Genomic DNA, 16258 nt, shown 5'->3' on the forward strand with positions numbered 1-16258 from the left:
TACCCCCGGTGAAGGCATCGACCGGCCTTCGTCCGCCAGGCTGATGCCTCTACCCCCGGCGGGTCTGGTCCTGGCCGGCGATCCGGCCCAGCCGCTCGTTGTAGGCCCGCAGCTCGGCGTCCTCGTCGCGCTCCGCCTCGCGGTCGTAGCGCCGAGACTCGCGCGAGTCCGAGCGCACCCAGTCCGCCACCACCAGCAGCGCCAGGATCATGGTGGGGAACTCACCGATCCCCCAGGCGATGGCGCCGCCGTCCTGCTGGTCCTGCAGGAGGTTCCAGCCCCAGCCGAGCTGCAGCGCCTCGTAGAAGGTGGGCGCGAGCAGCGTCGTCCCGGACATCAGCGCGATCCCGAACCACGCGTGGAACCCCAGTGTCCCCAGCAGCAGGACCAGGCGGCCCGGCGCCGGCCACTTGCGCGGGCCCGGGTCGACGCCGATCAGCACCCACGCGAAACCGTAGCCTGCCAGCACGAAGTGGACGACCATGAGCACGTGCCCGGTGTGGGTGCGCAGCGCGAGCTCGAACAGTGGCGTGAAGTAGAAGACGATCAGGCTCGCGTAGAAGTTGATCGCCGCCACCAGGGGGTTGGCCATGAACCCCACCCAGCGGGAGCCGAGGGCCGCGCTCAGCAGCTCGCGCAGCCCGAACGACCCGTCGTGCCGCGGCCTCAGGACGCGCAGCGCCAGCGTCGAGGGCGCGCCGAGGACCAGGAGCATCGGGACGCCCATCATCAGCGCCATGTGCATCGACATGTGCCACGAGAAGGACACCTTGCCGAGCACCCCGGGCCCGCCCTGCGTCGCGAGCAGGAAGATCGCGTGCCCGGCGAGCCAGGCCAGGGTGCGGGTGACGGGCCAGCGGTCGCCGCGCCGGTGCAGCACGCGCACCCCGTGCAGGTAGAGCCCGACGGCGATGAGCGACAGCGACAGCCACAGCCAGTCGACGCGCCACGTCGCCAGCCAGGACCAGCCCTGCGGCACGGCCGGCGCCGGGTAGCCCGTGAGCGACTCGGCCGCCGTGATGCCCGCCTGGACCTCGGGGACGGGCGGGGCCGACCGCGACAGGGCGACCCCGAGCCCGACGGCGAGCCCCATGACGGCGAGCTCGATGGCGGCGAACCGGGCGAACCCGGCGGCCAGGGCGGGGTTCTCCCGCAGGCGAGCGACATACGCGCGCCGTTGCCGCAGGCCGACCAGGGCGAGGGCCACGAGCAGGAGGACCTTGAGCACGATGAGCAGGCCGTATGCCGACGCGAGCCCCCGCCACGAGCCGACCCGCACGGCGGCGTTGAGCAGGCCGGACAGCGCGACGAAGCCCAACGACCAGGTCGCCACGTGGGAGTAGCGCTCGACGGTGACGCCCAGGTCCCGCCCGCGCAGGAGGGGCCGCAGGACGAGGATCCCCAGCAGGCCACCGAGCCACAGGACGGCGCCGAGCAGGTGGTACTGCAGCGACGTCACGGCCGTGTCGTGCGCGACCGACCCTGCGGCGTGACCCGCGAGGCCGAGGGGGAAGAGCGCGAGGAGGCCGAGGACGAGCATCCAGGCGAGGGTGTAGCGCGAGCGGCCCACGGCGGCGCCGGTGGTGACGACCATGCCGATGAGAGCCGAGACCACGGTGGCCCGGATGGCGTCGAAGCTCATCGCGAAGGCCCCGAACTGGTCCCCGAACTGCGGGTCCGTCGGGGACATGCCGGCGGCGTCGGCGAACGTGAGGACCACCCCGGCGAGCCCCGCGACGACCCAGATCATGCCGGTCAGGCTGGCCGCGCGGGCCGCCGTCACGCGCCGGGTCCCCTCGCGGTCGTCGGGCACCAGCATCGTGCCGACGAGGAGCAGGCCGACCGTGGCGGCGAGCGCGACGTCGTGGACGGCGCGGACCAGGGGCAGGCCCCAGCGGACCGAGGGGCCGGCGTCGCCGAGACCCGTCACGAGCTCGGTGAAGGCACCCGTCGCGAGCCCGCCGGCCAGCAGCGCGACCAGCGCCCCGACGAGAGGGACCGTCGCGATCACCGTGCGGGCCTCCCGAGAGTCGTCCCGGTGGGGCGTGGACGGGGACGCGACCTGGGTGCTGCTCACCCCTCCAGCCTAAGGCGACGCAGGGACGCGGTCGGCTCCGCCCGTCGTTAGGGTGGGGCCATGCCCATCCACCCGGCACCACCCACGGACCTGCCCGGCCTCGTCAACGCCTTCGCGCACACGGGACAGGCCGTCACCGACCTCGGACGCGGGCTCACCGACGAGCAGCTCGCGCTCCCGACCGACTGCCCCGGCTGGACGGTCAAGGACCACGTCTCGCACGTCGTGGCCGTCGAGTCCCACCTCGAGGGGCTGCCCGAGCCGCACGTGGACGTGCCCGGCTACGACCACGTCCGCAACGACCTCGGCCACTTCATGGAGGCCGGCGTCGAGGCGCGCCGCTCGCGCGCCGGCGTGGACGTCGTGCGCGAGCTGGAGTACGTCCTCGGCCGGCGGGTCGCGACCGTCGGCAGCCCGGGCCTCGAGCTCGACTCCATCGTCGCCGGCATGCAGGACCGTCCCACGACCATCGGCGAGCTGCTCCGCATGCGCACCATGGACATCTGGGTGCACGAGCAGGACATCCGCGCAGCCCTGGACGAGCCCGGCAACCTGGACTCCCCCGCGGCCGCGGTGTTCGTGGCGTCGGCGGTGCGGACCGTGCCCCAGGCCATCGCCCGTCGTGCCGAGGTGCCCATCGGCGACACGGTCATCCTCGAGCTCACCGGCCCCGTGACCGCGCGCATCGGGGTGCGGGTCGAGGACGGCACCGAGGAGGACCCGCGTCCGCACGGCGTCGTGCTCTTCGGCGGCGAGGGGGACCAGCAGTCGTCAGGCAACACCACGACGACCATGCGGGCCATCGACCCCAACACCCAGATCACCACGGCCAAGCTGTCCACCAGCGCGTTCGGACGCCTCGCCGCGGGCCGCCGCTCGGTCGACGAGGTGACCTACACCGTGGCCGGGGGCGACGAGGACGTGGCGCGGCGCGTGCTGGCCAGCCTGCGCTTCACCCCCTGACGCACGCCCACCCCTGAAGATCGTGAGGGTCTGGTCCAACATTCTTGGACCAGACCCTCACGATCATGGTGGAGGGTGTCGGCCGAGCGCTGTCGGTCGAGCTGTGTCGGCGGAGCGGCGTCGCGGAAGTTGAGGCTTCAGCAAATTAGTTGTATGCTGCAAGCAAATGAATACGCCACACCCTGCGCCTGAGCATCTCCTCGGCCCCTCCACCGATCTCGGTGCGAGCATGACGCGGGCGGCCAAGGCGTGCATCGTCCTCAAGCACATCTCCCCCCTCCCGATGTCCGGGATCGAGCATGCCGCGCTGCCCGTCCTCTTCGCCGCCCACGACCAGCCCCGACGGGTCTCCGACCTCGCCGCCGCCTGCCACCTCGACGTCTCGACCACCAGCCGTCAGGTCAGTGCCCTCACCGCGCTCGACCTGGTGACCAAGCAGGCGGACGACCGGGACCGCCGGGCCCAGGTCATCGCGATCACCGACACCGGTCGGGAGCTCGTCATACGACTGCGCGAGGAGCGCGCCGCCCGGTTCGCCCAGATCCTGCACGACTGGGACGCCCACGACATCCAGGCCCTCAGCGGCCTGCTCGACCGATATGCCGACGCCGTCGAGCGTCACCTGCACTCTCAAGGAGCCTGATGGCCAGCACCACCCCCGCCTCCCCGGCAGTGTCCGGGGAGCTCTCCCACAAGCAGATCGTCACGATCATCCTGGGCCTGATGGCCGGGATGTTCCTCGCCGCGCTCGACCAGAACGTCGTCGGCACCGCGATCAAGACCATCGCCGACGACCTCCACGGCCTGGACCAGCAGGTCTGGGTCACGACGGCCTACCTGATCACGTCGACGATCTCGACCCCGATCTACGGCAAGCTGTCCGACATCTACGGCCGCAAGCGCTTCTACCTCGCCGCCATCACGATCTTCGTCGCCGGCTCGCTGCTCTGCACGATCCCCCAGACGATGTACCAGCTGGCCGGCGCCCGCGCCGTGCAGGGCCTCGGCGCCGGTGGTCTCATGTCGCTGGCCCTCGCCATCATCGGCGACGTGGTCCCGCCGCGCGAGCGCGCCAAGTACCAGGGCTACTTCCTGGCCGTCTTCGGCACCTCGAGCGTGATCGGCCCGGTCCTCGGCGGGTTCTTCGCCGAGCGCGACTCCATCCTCGGCCTCGCCGGGTGGCGCTGGATCTTCTTCATGAACGTCCCGATCGGCCTGATCGCCTTCGCCGCCGTCATGGCGACGCTGCACCTCAACCACACCCCGCGCAAGGCCCGCATCGACTGGGCCGGGGCCACCACGATCATCGTCGGTCTGGTGCCGCTGCTCCTCGTCGCCGAGCAGGGCCGCACCTGGGGCTGGACCTCGGCCGCGTCCCTGGCCTGCTTCGCCATCGGCCTGGCCGGCATCGCGGCCTTCATCTGGTCCGAGGCGCGCGCCGGTGACGACGCCCTGATCCCCCTGCGCATCTTCCGCAACCGCACCATCGTCATCTCGCTCACCGGCGGCTTCGTCATCGGAGCCGGCATGTTCGGCGGCATGATGTCGATCCCGCTCTACCTCCAGATCGTGCACGGCTCGTCGCCCACCACGTCGGGTCTGCAGATGCTCCCCATGGTCGTCGGGATGATGCTGGCCTCGATCGTGTCCGGCCAGCTCATGAGCAAGACCGGACGCATCAAGATCTTCCCGCTGATCGGCGTGACGCTCATGACGATCGTCCTCTTCGCGCTGTCCCGCATCACCGCCGACAGCAGCCTCACCTGGGTCATGACGCTGATGTTCTTCTTCGGCCTCGGGCTCGGCAACACGATGCAGCCCCTGACCCTGGCCGTGCAGGCCGCGGTCGAGCCGCGCGAGATGGGTATGGCGACCTCCTCGGCCACGTTCTTCCGCCAGATCGGTGGCACGCTCGGCGTCGCGATCTTCTTGTCCGTGCTGTTCAACTCGCTCGGCGACAGCATCAAGGACGCCTTCACCAGCGCCGCCAAGGACCCGAGCTTCCTCGCCGCCCTGCGTGACCCGGCCGTGTCCGCCTACTCACCGGAGTCGGCGGGGCTCGTCAAGGGCATGGCCAGCGGCCAGGGCGCCAGCGGTCTCGGCAACGTCGGCGCGGACTCCTCCATCATCGACAAGCTGCACCCTGCCCTGTCCCACCCCATCAAGGCGGGCTTCGCGACGTCGATGGACCACGTCTTCCTCCTCGGGGCGATCGTGTGCGGGATCGGTGTCCTGGTCCTGGCCTTCCTGCCGAACGTGGTGCTGTCCAACCAGTCGGCGCAGGCAGCGATGGCCGCCCAGCGGGCCAAGTCCGACCGGGGCCTGCTGCCGCTCGGTGACGACGCCTCCGAGTCGGACAAGCGCCTGCACGACAGCCTCGAGAAGTTCCTGCTGGACGCCGCGGCGTTCGAGACCGGCGGACACACCTTCGACGAGCTGCAGGACACCTGGGACCACCTGGAGGACCACCAGCTGGACCCGCACCGCAAGGGTCGCCACCGCGCGTCCGACCCCGCCACCCACTGATCCGCTGATCCGCTGGTCGGCCTGAGGTGGTCACATCCGCTTGGCGTGCCAACCCAGGCGGACGTGACCACCTGAGGTAGGCCCCTCGGGGCCGGGCTATCGTGACGAGCATGAGCGAGACTCCCGACAGCGCTTCTCCGCGCACCCGGTGGGCCGAGCTGGTCGGCGACGACGGGGGCGCGGACTACGAGCGCCGCATCCAGCAGGTCCTCGACCTGACCTCTGCCGCCGGCGGGAACCCGCACGGCGAGGCCGAACTCGTCGTTTCGCTGCTGCCTGAGGGCGGCCGCGTGCTCGACGCCGGTTGCGGCACCGGCCGGGTCGCCGTGCGCCTGGCGGAGCTCGGCCACCCGGTCGTGGGCGTCGACGCCGACCTGTCGATGCTGCGGGTCGCCGCCGACCGCAACCCACGGATCCCCTTCTGGCTCAGCGATCTCGCCGACCTCGACGTCCCGCAGGGCATCATCGGCGCGGGCTTCGACGTCGTCCTCCTCGCGGGCAACGTCATCCCCCTGCTCGCGCCAGGCACCCTCGACCAGGTCGTCCGCAACCTCGCCGGCGTCCTCAAGCCGGACGGGGTGCTGGTCGCCGGGTTCGGGCTCGACCACGAGCACCTGCCCGCCGGCGTCGAGCCCACTCCCCTCTCGGACTACGACCGAGCCTGCGCCGCAGCGGGACTCGAGCTGTCCGAACGCCGTGGCACCTGGGAGGGCGGGGACTTCACCGGCGGGTCGTATGCCGTGAGCCTCCACCGGCACGCCACCAAGGCCCCCAGCCCCCTGGGGCGACTGCGGTCGTTGCTGCACCGCTGACGCACCCGTCCCAGTAGCGGACGGTCCCGCCTCGCGGCGACCCCGTGGGGCACAGTGGTGCGCGGACCGCAGCGGTCCGGCATACGACGACATCACTCGACCCACGGGAGCCACCGTGCCCAGCCAGGCCACCGAACCCACCTATGTCCTCACCCTCACCGCGCGCCCCGACGTCGTGGGGATCGTGCACGGGGTGAGCGGGTTCCTGGTCGAGCACGGCTGCACGATCCTCGAGTCGAGCCAGTTCGGCGACCCTGAGGCGGACGCGTTCTTCATGCGCGTGCAGTTCAGCGGGCCGGTGCCCGAGATCGACCGACTGCGAGCGGACTTCGCGCCGGTGGCCGAAAGGTTCGCGCTCACCTGGGACCTGCAGGACGCCGTCCGCCCCACCCGCACGCTGCTCATGGTCAGCCGCTTCGGCCACTGCCTCAACGACCTGCTCTTTCGCGCCCGCATCGGCGCCCTCAACGTCGAGATCCCTGCCGTCGTCTCCAACCACGAGGACTTCCGCACGCTCGTCGAGGGCTACGGCATCCCCTTCCACCACGTCCCCGTGACGCGCGAGACCAAGGCCGAGGCCGAGGGGCGCCTGCTGGAGCTCGTCGACGAGCTGGACGTCGAGCTGGTGGTGCTCGCTCGCTACATGCAGGTGCTGTCGGACGACCTGTGTCGCGCGCTGGACGGGCGGGCCATCAACATCCACCACTCGTTCCTGCCGAGCTTCAAGGGCGCCCGCCCCTACCACCAGGCCCACGCCCGCGGCGTCAAGCTGATCGGCGCGACCGCGCACTACGTCACCGCGGACCTCGACGAGGGGCCGATCATCGAGCAGGACGTCGCGCGCGTAGACCACTGGGCGGCGCCGGAGCGGATGGTCGCCATCGGTCGCGACGTGGAGACGCAGGTCCTCGCCCGCGCGGTCGAGTGGCACGCCGAGCACCGGATCATCCGCGACGGCCACCGCACGATCGTCCTGCGCTGACGCCCTGGGCGCTCACGCGCACGCAGCCGTCGCACCCGACCGTCGCACCCGCCGTCCCCGGTCTGGACCTCCAGCCCCCGTCTTGCCGTGCAGCCCCCGTCTCCTGCTGCAGCGCAAGACAGGAGACGGTCGCCGAGACAGGAGACAGTCGCCGAGACAGGAGACAGTCGCCGAGACGGGAGACAGTCGCCGAGACGGGGAACGGACGGACGCCGAGACGGGGAACGGACGGACGCCGAGACAGGAGACGGTCGCCGAGACAGGAGACGGTCACCGAGACAGGGAACGGACGCCGAGGCGCCAGCACACGCAATGGCGGGGCCGGACGCGTCGCGCCCGACCCCGCCGTCATACGACTGAGACCGCTCAGCCCCAGACGAGCCCGCGGGCCGGGTCCTCGAGCACCTTGGCGACGTCGGCCAGAAACCTCGAGCCGAGCTCGCCGTCGATCAGCCGGTGGTCGAAGGACAGCGCGAGCTGCGTGATCCAGCGCGGCACGATCTCCTCGGACCCGTCGGCCGCGGTGACGACCCAGGGCTGACGACGCACCGCGCCGAAGGCCAGGATCGCGGACTCGCCGGGGTTGATGATCGGCGTGCCCGTGTCGACGCCGAAGACGCCGACGTTGGTGATCGTGATCGTGCCGCCGGACATCTCGGCGGGCTGCGTGCGCCCGGCCCGGGCGGTCTCGACGAGCGAGCCCATGGCCTGCGCCAGCTCGAGCATCGACAGGCGGTCGGCGTCCTTGATGTTGGGCACCATCAGACCGCGCGGCGTGGCGGCCGCGATCCCGAGGTTGACGTAGTTCTTGTGCACGATCTCCTGGTTGGCCTCGTCCCAGGTCGCGTTGACGCCGGGGTTGCGGCGGCTGGCGACGATCAGGGCCTTGGCGACGACGAGGAGCGGCGAGACGCGGACGTCCTTGAACTCCTTGTCCTTCTTGAGCCGGTCGACCAGCGCCATCATCTCGGTGACGTCGACGGTGATGAACTCGGTCACGTGCGGCGCCGTGAACGCCGACCCGACCATGGCCTGCGCGGTCACCTTGCGCACGCCCTTGATCGGGATGCGCACCTCGCGCTCGGCGTCGCCGGCCAGACCCCTCGAGCCGTATGCCGGAGCGCCCGCCGCCTCCTGGGGCTGCGCGCCTCCCGCGAGGTAGGCGTCGACGTCGGCGCGCGTGACCACGCCGCCGTCACCCGTGCCCGTGACGGCCGTGAGGTCCACGCCCTTGTCCTTGGCGTACTTGCGGACCGGGGGCTTGGCGAGGGCCTTGCCGGGACGGGATCCCGCGCCGTCGGCGACCTCGACCGCGACGCCGTGCGGGTCCACGACGGTCGGGTGCGTCATCTCGGTGGCCGCCGCGACCTGCGCGAAACCACCCCAGGACTCGGGGTTCTTGGTCTCGCTCGGGGTGGGCAGCGGGCCGCGCTGGTGCTTGCGGGGGCGGCGCTTGGCGTCGGTCACCTTGGGGCCGTAGCCGACGAGGACCGCGACGCGCTCCTCCTTGGGGGCGGCGGACGTGCCCGTCCCCATGGCCTCGTCGACCTGGGCCTGGGTGGCCGCGGCGGACGCGTCGTCGGGCTCGGCCGGGGCGTCCCCGCCACCGGTGCCGTCGTCGATGGCGATGATCGGGGTGCCCACGTCGACCGTCTCGCCCTCGGGCGCCATGATCTGGGCGACGGTGCCGGCCCACGGGATCGGCAGCTCGACCAGGGACTTGGCGGTCTCGATCTCGACGACGATGTCGTTGACCTTGACCTCGTCGCCCTCCTTGACCTTCCACGTCACGATCTCGGCCTCGAGCAGACCCTCACCGGGGTCCGGGAGGTTGAACTTCTTGATCGCCATGTGAATTCGCTCCTCTCGGGCTCAGTGGGCCAGGACGCGGTCGACGCCGTCGAGCACGCGGTCGAGGTCGGGCAGGAAGTGCTCCTCGTACTTCGAGGGCGGGTAGGGCAGGTAGTAGCCCGTGACGCGCTGCACCGGCGCCTCGAGCTGGTAGAAGCAGCGCTCCTGCACCTGGGCCGCGATCTCGGAGCCGAGACCGAGGAAGGACGCGGCCTCGTGGACGACGACCAGCCGACCGGTCCGCTCGACCGACGCGCAGACGGTGTCGATGTCGAGCGGGCTGACCGAGCGCAGGTCGATGACCTCGAGCGAGGTGCCCTCCTCGGCGGCCGCCGCGGCAGCCTGGATGCAGGTCTTGACCATGGGGCCGTAGCAGACGACCGTGACGTCGGTGCCGGGCACGATCACGTTGGCGCCGTAGAGGCCTCGCGGCGCGGACGGCGCCTCGAGGTCGACCTCGCCCTTCTCGTGGTAACGCCGCTTGGGCTCGTAGAAGATCACCGGGTCGTCGGACTCGATGGCCTGCTGGATCCCCCAGTAGGCGTCCTCGGGGTTGGACACGAAGACCGTGCGCAGCCCCGCGGTGTGGGCGAAGTAGGCCTCGTTGGACTCGCTGTGGTGCTCGACCGCCCCGATGCCGCCACCCATCGGGATGCGGATCACCATGGGCAGCCGGAGCTTGCCGCGCGAGCGGTAGTGCATCTTGGAGACCTGGGACACGATCTGGTCGAACGCCGGGTAGACGAAGCCGTCGAACTGGATCTCCGCGACGGGGCGGTAACCCCGCAGCGCCATACCGACGCTCGTCCCGATGATGCCGGACTCGGCCAGGGCCGAGTCCATGACCCGGTGCTCGCCGAAGTCCTTCTGCAGGTGCTCGGTGATGCGGAAGACGCCGCCGAGCTTGCCGACGTCCTCTCCGCACAGGACGACCTTGGGGTCGCGCTCCATGGCGGCGCGGAGGCCGGCGTTGATGGCCTTGGCAATGGTCAGCTTGGTCATCGTTCAGTCCTCGAAGCTCGCGGCGTAGGCAGCGAACTCCGCGCGCTGCTGCTCGATCAGGGCGTGGTCGTCCTCCACGTAGACGTGGTCGAACATGCCGTGCGGGTCGGGCTCGGTCATGCCGATCGTCCCCGTGCGGATCTCCTCGGCCAGGGCGTCGGCCTCGCGCTGCAGGTCGTCGAAGAACGCCTGGTCGGCCTTGCCGGAGCGGATGAGATAGGCCCGCAGCCGCTGGATGGGGTCGCGGTGCTTCCACACCTCGACCTCGGCGTCCACGCGGTACTTCGTCGGGTCGTCCGAGGTCGTGTGTGCGGACATGCGGTAGGTGAAGGCCTCGATGAACGACGGGCCCTGGCCGTCGCGGGCGCGGTCGAGCATCGCCTTGGAGACCGCGTACGACGCCAGCACGTCGTTGCCGTCGACGCGGATGCCCGGGAACCCGAAGCCGTTGGCGCGGTGGTAGAGCGGGCCGCGGGTCTGGCGCTCGTTGGGCTCGGAGATGGCCCACTGGTTGTTCTGGCAGAAGAACACGATGGGGGCGTTGTTGACGCCGGCGAAGACGAAGGACTCGTTGACGTCGCCCTGCGCGGTGGCCCCGTCGCCGAAGAACGCGACGACCGCGGCGTCGCGGTCGGGGTCGCCCGTGCCCACGTCGCCGTCCAGCGTGATCCCCATGGCGTAGCCCGTGCCCATGAGCACCTGGTTGCCGATGACGATCGTGTAGAGCTGCATCCCCACCTCATTGGGGTCCCACCCGCCCTGGTCGACGCCCCGGAACTGCGACATCACCTGCAGGGGCTTGACGCCGCGGCACCAGCCGACGCCGTGCTCGCGATAGCCGGGGAAGGCGTAGTCCTGTTTGCGCATCGCCCGGCCGACCCCGATCTGGGCGGCCTCCTGGCCGAGCAGCGAGACCCACAGGCCCAGCTCGCCCTGACGCTGCAGCGCCGTGCCCTCGGTGTCGACGCGGCGGATGAGGAACATGTCGCGGTAGAAGCCGCGCAGGTCCTCGTCGGTCAGCCCGTCGAGATAGCGGGAGTACTCCGGGTGGTCGACTCGCTCCCCCTCGGGGGTGAGCAGCTGCACCATCTCCGGCCCGCCGTAGGCGTCACTGCCGCCTGGGCGGGCGACGACGTTGTCGCTCATGGGTGATCTCCTTCGATCCTCGGGCCGGGCAGGGTCGCTGCTCGGTCCGGCTCGGGGCCACGACGGGCGGGGTCACCGCCCAGGTCCGGCCTCGTCGAGGTGACGACGTCGGGCCGGTCGCTCGTGGCGGTCAACACGTCCCGTCGGACGCTTGGGCCTGGCGAGGGCAGCGTACCTGCCCGCCCCGTCCCTGTCGCCAGTCGGGTCAGGGCGCGCTGCGAGCAGGGGTGCCGCGCGGGGCGCTCGCCGGGGACGCAGCCGGGGGCGCCGCCGGAGCGGTCGTCGCCGTGGGCGAGTCCTCGCCTCCGACCCCGCCGGTGCGGCTCGGGCTGGGGCCGGGCTGCGGCGACGCGGTCGGGGCGGGCGACGTCGGCACCGCAGTCGTGGGCGTCGGCGTCGGCGTCGGCAGGGGCCCGACGATCGACCCGGGCGTGGTGGGGGTGCCGGGTGTGGGGGTCGGCGAGCCGGGACCCGTGGGGCTCTGGCCGGGGCCGGTGGGGGTGGTGCTGGGATCGGTGGGCGTGGAGCCGGGCGTCGTCGTCGGGTCCGTGGTCCCGGGCGCGGGCTCCGTGGGGGTCGGCGGGCTACCCGTCGACGGCTCGGGCACCGGCTCCGTCATACGACGCATGATCGGGTCCTCCCCGACCGGGTCGGGCTCGGCGGGGACGTCGCCCGGCGGCTGCGTGGGAGGCGGCGTGCGGTCGGGCGTCGTCGGCGCCTGGGCGATGAGCGGGGACGCGTTGCTCGCGCCGTCGTCGACGACCGGGCCGGCCTCGGGGACCGGGACCGGCCCCAGGTCGGCCATGGACGCCAGCACCTCGTCGGCGTCGACGCCGGTCAGCGGCTCGGCCACCTCGAGCAGCGGCAGCAGGGCCGCCAGGGCCTCGAGGCGCTCCTGCGCAGGCTCGATGACGGTCTGCTCGAGCACCTGGCCGCGCGGCGCTGCGGACAGCAGGACGATGCCGTCGAGCGGGTCCGAGGGAGCCACCGGCGCCTCGGGTCGTTGGGCCTGCTGCACGACCAGCGCGCGCGAGACGGACGGACCCTGAGCGGTCAGCGCGTCGGCCGGACCATCGGTCTCGTATGCCGAACCGCCGGTCGCCGTCAGGCCGGGGGTCGTGGTCGACCCGCCGCCGAGCACCCCCTCCAGGGTCCCGGGGCCGGTGGTCAGCGACAGGCCCGCCAGGCCGAGGGTGGCGGAGACACCGAGAGCCGACAGGGCGAGGGCCGGCCTCCAGGCCGTCCCCCCCTGCCGTCTCATGGGCCTGTGCCTAGACCGGGTGTCTCCATGCTCTCCATGGTGCGGTCACGGTGCAGTCACCGACAAGTGAACCGGAGGCAAACCGTCCCTGCTGACTAGTCACCCGGCTGGACGCGTGCCCGGACACGGTCAGCGACCTCGAGCAGGCGCGTGTTGGCCTCCTCCTCGCCGATGGTGATGCGGACGCCGTCGTTGCCGTACTGCCGCACGACCAGCCCGGCATCGCGGCACGCCTCGGCCAGCTCCGTGCAGTGCTCCCCCACCGGGAAGTACACGAAGTTGGCCTGGGTGTCGGGCAGGCGCCACCCCTGCTCGGCCAGGCCACGCGTCACACGGTCACGCTCCGTGACCAAGGCCTCTACCCGCTCGTCCAGCTCGGCGAAGAGGCCGAGGCTGGCGACGGCGGCGTCCTCGGCGATCCGCGAGACACCGAAGGGCAGGGCGCACTTGCGCAGCGCCGCCGCGACCTCGGAGGGCGCCACGGCATACCCGACCCGCAGCCCGGCGAGGCCGTAGGCCTTGGAGAAGGTCCGCAGCACCGCGATGTTGGTGTGGTTGCGGTAGAGGTCGAGCGCGTCGGGCGTCTCGGGGTCGCGGACGAACTCGAGGTAGGCCTCGTCGATGACGACCAGGACGTGCGGCGGGACCGCAGCCAGGAAGGCCTCGAGCTCGTCGGCGTGGACCGAGGGCCCGGTGGGGTTGTTGGGCGTGCAGACGATGACCAGGCGGGTGCGGTCGGTGATGGCCGCAGCCATGGCGTCGAGGTCGTGGCGCTGGTCGGCCGTGAGCGGCACCTGCACGCTGGTGGCCCCGGCGAGCGCGGTGACGATGGGGTAGAGCTCGAACGAGCGCCACGCGTAGACCACCTCGTCGCCCGGGCCGCAGGTGGCGGTCACGAGCTGGGTGAGGACGCCGGACGACCCGGTGCCGGTCGCGATGTGGTCGTTGGGCACCCCGAGGAAGTCGGCGAGCGCCTGCGTCAGCTCGGTCACCGCCATGTCCGGGTAGCGGTTGACCGTGGTCGCGGCCGACGCGATGACCTCGAGCACGCTCGGCAGCGGCGGGTAGGGGTTCTCGTTGCTGCTGACCTTGTAGGTCGTGCGGTCGGGCAGCTCCGGCGCCGGGCGACCGGGGACGTAGGCGGGGACGCTGGCGAGCGCCTCGCGCAGCCGCACCTCGCTCTCGGGGGTGGCCGCGTCGTCGCGGTCGGGGCTGAGCTCGCTGGTGGCGGCATCGGCTGCGGTCATGGCACCACCATATGCGGGGGCCGACATGTCACCATATGGCCATGAAGAACTTCGCGATCAAGACGCTCGTCAACGGCATCGCGCTCTGGGTCGCGGCCATGGTGGTCTCCGGGATCCACCTCGGCGAGGACAAGCCCTCGCTCGCCACGCGCCTGCTGTCGATCCTGCTGGTGGCCATCGTGTTCGGGCTGATCAACGCGGTCGTGAAGCCGATCGTCAAGCTGCTCTCGCTGCCGGCGATCATCCTCACGCTGGGGCTGTTCACCTGGGTGATCAACGCCCTCATGCTGCAGGTCACGTCCTGGCTGGCGGGTCCGCTCGGGCTGGACTTCCGGGTCGACAGCTTCTTCTGGGACGCGATCCTCGGCGCCCTGGTCGTGGCGTTCGTGTCGCTGCTGCTCAACATCCTGCTGCCGGACGCCGACGAGGTCTGAGCCCCCACCATTGGTCACCACTGACGCTGTGGATCGTTCAAGGGGCGCGCGATTCATCCATTGGTGACCAATGGCGAGGGGTGGTTGCGGTGGTTGTGGCTGTGGTGGATGTGGTGGTGGTGGGGCCGGCTCAGGCGCGGGGGTGGCCGTCCACGAGGTATGCCGTGCCGCTGCCGGCCGGGGTGGCGGCGAGGCGCTCCAGCAGGGTCACGACATACGGCGCGCAGTGCTCCCGGACCTGCTCGGGCGTGGCCCAGTTCAGGGCGCGGATCTCGCGCGGCTGCAAGGTGACTCGGTCCACCAGGTCGGCCGGGTGCACCCCGCCGTCGAAGACGAACAGGGTGGCGTCGCTCCAGCCGCGGTAGGGCGGGAGCCAGTCGACGACGAGCAGGTCGCGAGCCGGCAGGTCCAGCCCGAGCTCCTCGGCGACCTCGCGCTCGGCCGTGGCGGACGGCGGCTCACCGGGGTCGACGATGCCGCCGGGCAGGTCCCACTCGCGCTTGTAGGTCAGCTCGCAGAGCAGCACACGCCCGTCGGGGTCGCGCAGCAGCGTCTGGGCGATGTTGCGCTTGGTGGGCATGGTGGTGTTGAGGACGCCGAGGAAGCCCTCGCGGGTCTCGGGGCCGGGGTCGCTCGCCAGGCGGGCCATGACGACGCGGTCGCCGTGGCCGGGACCGATGCCGCGCATGGTGCCCTCGTGGCGCAGGCCGAGGCGGGCGGCCACGCGGTGCGTGACGACGTCGTCCGGGTCGTGCAGCGCCTGGACGCGGCGCCACCCGGCGGCGATGCCTGCGGCGACCTGCTCGCGCAGCGCCTCGACCTCGGCCAGGTCGTCGGGCGAGTGTCCCGACAGGTCCAGCTCGACGATCCCGTCGCCGATCTCGCGGACGATCACCGGCGCACCAGCAGGTCGCGGACGGCCTCGGCCACCTCGATGACCAGGTCGCGGCTGGCGCGCGAGACCCCCATGGCGTTGACGTCGCCGTGGGTGCCGTCCTCGTCGACCCGCAGCGTGACGGGGACGCCGGCCTCCTCGAGGCGCGCGGCGTAGGCGAGGCCCTCGTCGCGGAGCACGTCGAAGGCCGACACCAGGACATAGGCGGGAGGCAGCCCGCCGAGGTGGCGCGCGAGCAGCGGCGAGGCGTCCGGGTGGGACGCCTGCTCGGGCTCGCGCAGGTAGTGGGAGGCGTACCAGTCCATCGTCGCCTCGGTGAGGAAGAAGCCGGTGGGGAACAGCGCGTAGGACCGCGACTTGCGGGACCAATCGGTGACGGGGCTGACCAGCACCTGCAGGTCAGGACCGCCGGCCTCGTCCTCGACGGTGCGGTGGCACACGACGGCCGCGAGGTTGCCGCCCGCACTGTCGCCCATCACGGCGATGGGCGTGGAGGCGTCGCCGCCGAGCTGCCCGCGGTGGTCCCGCACGTGGCGGAAGGCCGCCACCGCGTCCTCGACGGCGCACGGGAAGGGCGACTCCGGCGCCAGGCGGTAGTCGACCGAGACGACGGTCAGGCCGGCATAGCGCGCGACGAATCGGCATACGGGATCGGTGCTGTCGAGGGAACCGGCCACGAAGCCGCCGCCGTGGAAGTAGACGACGACGCCGCGGGGCGGCTCGCCCGGGGTGGGGTCGTAGGTGCGCGTGCGGATCGAGCCCGCCGGGCCCGGCAGGACGCCGTCGCGAATCGACGCGACGTGGGGCTGGTGGCCGAAGAGCCAGGCCTCGGTCTCGATCTCGGCGCGCCACTGCTCCGGCGTCAGCTCGGCCGCGTCGCTGCCCGGCGCCAGCTCGAGCATCCGCAGCGCCACCTGGACGTCCGTGCGCAGGGTGTGGCCGTCGACGCGCCGCGGCCGGCCCGCGACGAGACGCAGGACCGGCCGGGGCAGGCGCGCGACGCCACGCAGCACGGACTGCGTGGCGCGCAGGGTCAGGGGACGGCGGGTCGAGGGCACGTGC

14 protein-coding genes are annotated in these 16258 nt (G+C 71.9%); 6 read left to right on the forward strand and 8 right to left on the reverse strand.

Annotated elements, in window-relative coordinates:
* Positions 1-49: 49 nt before the first annotated feature.
* Positions 50-2077 (reverse strand): cytochrome c oxidase assembly protein, encoded by a 2028-nt coding sequence (locus B4E97_RS17700; protein ID WP_286961033.1) that lies wholly within the window; start codon positions 2075-2077, stop codon positions 50-52.
* Between the two features lie 60 nt (positions 2078-2137).
* On the opposite strand from B4E97_RS17700, the gene B4E97_RS17705 reads away from it, so the two are divergent.
* The 5 genes from B4E97_RS17705 (at position 2138) to purU (ending at position 7360) form a co-directional block, all read left to right on the forward strand.
* Entirely contained in the window at positions 2138-3040 is a 903-nt protein-coding gene (locus B4E97_RS17705) for a maleylpyruvate isomerase N-terminal domain-containing protein (RefSeq protein WP_029210121.1), read from the forward strand.
* 229 nt (positions 3041-3269) lie between these two features.
* Positions 3270-3683: a MarR family winged helix-turn-helix transcriptional regulator gene (locus tag B4E97_RS17710; protein ID WP_286961034.1), complete on the forward strand. Its 414-nt coding sequence runs from the start codon at positions 3270-3272 to the stop codon at positions 3681-3683.
* Positions 3683-5566, forward strand: coding sequence for an MDR family MFS transporter (locus tag B4E97_RS17715; RefSeq protein WP_286961036.1), 1884 nt, complete (start codon positions 3683-3685; stop codon positions 5564-5566). Before B4E97_RS17710 ends, B4E97_RS17715 begins: the two co-directional genes overlap by 1 nt.
* Before the next feature lie 110 nt (positions 5567-5676).
* Complete coding sequence (locus B4E97_RS17720; RefSeq protein WP_286957452.1) at positions 5677-6378, forward strand: class I SAM-dependent methyltransferase; 702 nt, start codon at positions 5677-5679, stop codon at positions 6376-6378.
* 115 nt (positions 6379-6493) lie between these two features.
* Complete coding sequence (gene purU, locus B4E97_RS17725; RefSeq protein ID WP_286961037.1) at positions 6494-7360, forward strand: formyltetrahydrofolate deformylase; 867 nt, start codon at positions 6494-6496, stop codon at positions 7358-7360.
* A 366-nt stretch (positions 7361-7726) separates the two neighbouring features.
* Here the strand turns inward: purU and B4E97_RS17730 are convergent, their stop codons facing one another.
* The 5 genes from B4E97_RS17730 to hisC all read right to left on the reverse strand — a co-directional run bounded on the left by B4E97_RS17730 (position 7727) and on the right by hisC (position 13867).
* Positions 7727-9211: a dihydrolipoamide acetyltransferase family protein gene (locus B4E97_RS17730; protein ID WP_286957448.1), complete on the reverse strand. Its 1485-nt coding sequence runs from the start codon at positions 9209-9211 to the stop codon at positions 7727-7729.
* Positions 9212-9232: 21 nt separating this feature from the next.
* Complete coding sequence (locus tag B4E97_RS17735; protein ID WP_019285312.1) at positions 9233-10213, reverse strand: alpha-ketoacid dehydrogenase subunit beta; 981 nt, start codon at positions 10211-10213, stop codon at positions 9233-9235.
* A 3-nt stretch (positions 10214-10216) separates the two neighbouring features.
* The gene (locus B4E97_RS17740; RefSeq protein WP_019285313.1) at positions 10217-11359 is read right to left on the reverse strand and encodes a thiamine pyrophosphate-dependent dehydrogenase E1 component subunit alpha; all 1143 of its coding nucleotides are present in this window, start codon (positions 11357-11359) and stop codon (positions 10217-10219) included.
* 205 nt (positions 11360-11564) lie between these two features.
* The gene (locus B4E97_RS17745) at positions 11565-12620 is read right to left on the reverse strand and encodes a hypothetical protein (protein WP_286961040.1); all 1056 of its coding nucleotides are present in this window, start codon (positions 12618-12620) and stop codon (positions 11565-11567) included.
* A 95-nt stretch (positions 12621-12715) separates the two neighbouring features.
* Positions 12716-13867 carry a histidinol-phosphate transaminase gene (gene hisC, locus B4E97_RS17750; RefSeq protein WP_239266580.1) on the reverse strand — a complete coding sequence of 384 codons (1152 nt, stop codon included), beginning with the start codon at positions 13865-13867 and terminating at the stop codon, positions 12716-12718.
* A gap of 41 nt (positions 13868-13908) precedes the next feature.
* On the opposite strand from hisC, the gene B4E97_RS17755 reads away from it, so the two are divergent.
* Positions 13909-14301 carry a phage holin family protein gene (locus tag B4E97_RS17755; RefSeq protein ID WP_286961042.1) on the forward strand — a complete coding sequence of 131 codons (393 nt, stop codon included), beginning with the start codon at positions 13909-13911 and terminating at the stop codon, positions 14299-14301.
* Positions 14302-14431: 130 nt separating this feature from the next.
* Here the strand turns inward: B4E97_RS17755 and B4E97_RS17760 are convergent, their stop codons facing one another.
* Together B4E97_RS17760 and B4E97_RS17765 are read right to left on the reverse strand one after the other, a co-directional pair.
* Complete coding sequence (locus tag B4E97_RS17760) at positions 14432-15196, reverse strand: NUDIX hydrolase (RefSeq protein WP_286961043.1); 765 nt, start codon at positions 15194-15196, stop codon at positions 14432-14434.
* Positions 15193-16254 (reverse strand): alpha/beta hydrolase, encoded by a 1062-nt coding sequence (locus tag B4E97_RS17765; protein ID WP_286961045.1) that lies wholly within the window; start codon positions 16252-16254, stop codon positions 15193-15195. Before B4E97_RS17765 ends, B4E97_RS17760 begins: the two co-directional genes overlap by 4 nt.
* Positions 16255-16258 lie beyond the last annotated feature (4 nt).

Origin of the sequence: Arsenicicoccus sp. UBA7492, from assembly GCF_002479615.1 — a bacterium.
In the GTDB taxonomy this organism is placed as follows: domain Bacteria; phylum Actinomycetota; class Actinomycetes; order Actinomycetales; family Dermatophilaceae; genus Arsenicicoccus; species Arsenicicoccus bolidensis.

What these genes read in the sequence shown, in the direction of transcription:
- B4E97_RS17705 (WP_029210121.1), top strand. Translation starts at nt 2,138, where the DNA reads ATGCCCATCCACCCGGCACCACCCACGGACCTGCCCGGCCTCGTCAAC.
- B4E97_RS17755 (WP_286961042.1), top strand. Translation starts at nt 13,909, where the DNA reads ATGAAGAACTTCGCGATCAAGACGCTCGTCAACGGCATCGCGCTCTGG.
- B4E97_RS17740 (WP_019285313.1), bottom strand. Translation starts at nt 11,359, where the DNA reads ATGAGCGACAACGTCGTCGCCCGCCCAGGCGGCAGTGACGCCTACGGC.
- hisC (WP_239266580.1), bottom strand. Translation starts at nt 13,867, where the DNA reads ATGACCGCAGCCGATGCCGCCACCAGCGAGCTCAGCCCCGACCGCGAC.
- B4E97_RS17720 (WP_286957452.1), top strand. Translation starts at nt 5,677, where the DNA reads ATGAGCGAGACTCCCGACAGCGCTTCTCCGCGCACCCGGTGGGCCGAG.
- B4E97_RS17735 (WP_019285312.1), bottom strand. Translation starts at nt 10,213, where the DNA reads ATGACCAAGCTGACCATTGCCAAGGCCATCAACGCCGGCCTCCGCGCC.
- B4E97_RS17710 (WP_286961034.1), top strand. Translation starts at nt 3,270, where the DNA reads ATGACGCGGGCGGCCAAGGCGTGCATCGTCCTCAAGCACATCTCCCCC.
- B4E97_RS17745 (WP_286961040.1), bottom strand. Translation starts at nt 12,620, where the DNA reads ATGAGACGGCAGGGGGGGACGGCCTGGAGGCCGGCCCTCGCCCTGTCG.
- B4E97_RS17730 (WP_286957448.1), bottom strand. Translation starts at nt 9,211, where the DNA reads ATGGCGATCAAGAAGTTCAACCTCCCGGACCCCGGTGAGGGTCTGCTC.
- B4E97_RS17715 (WP_286961036.1), top strand. Translation starts at nt 3,683, where the DNA reads ATGGCCAGCACCACCCCCGCCTCCCCGGCAGTGTCCGGGGAGCTCTCC.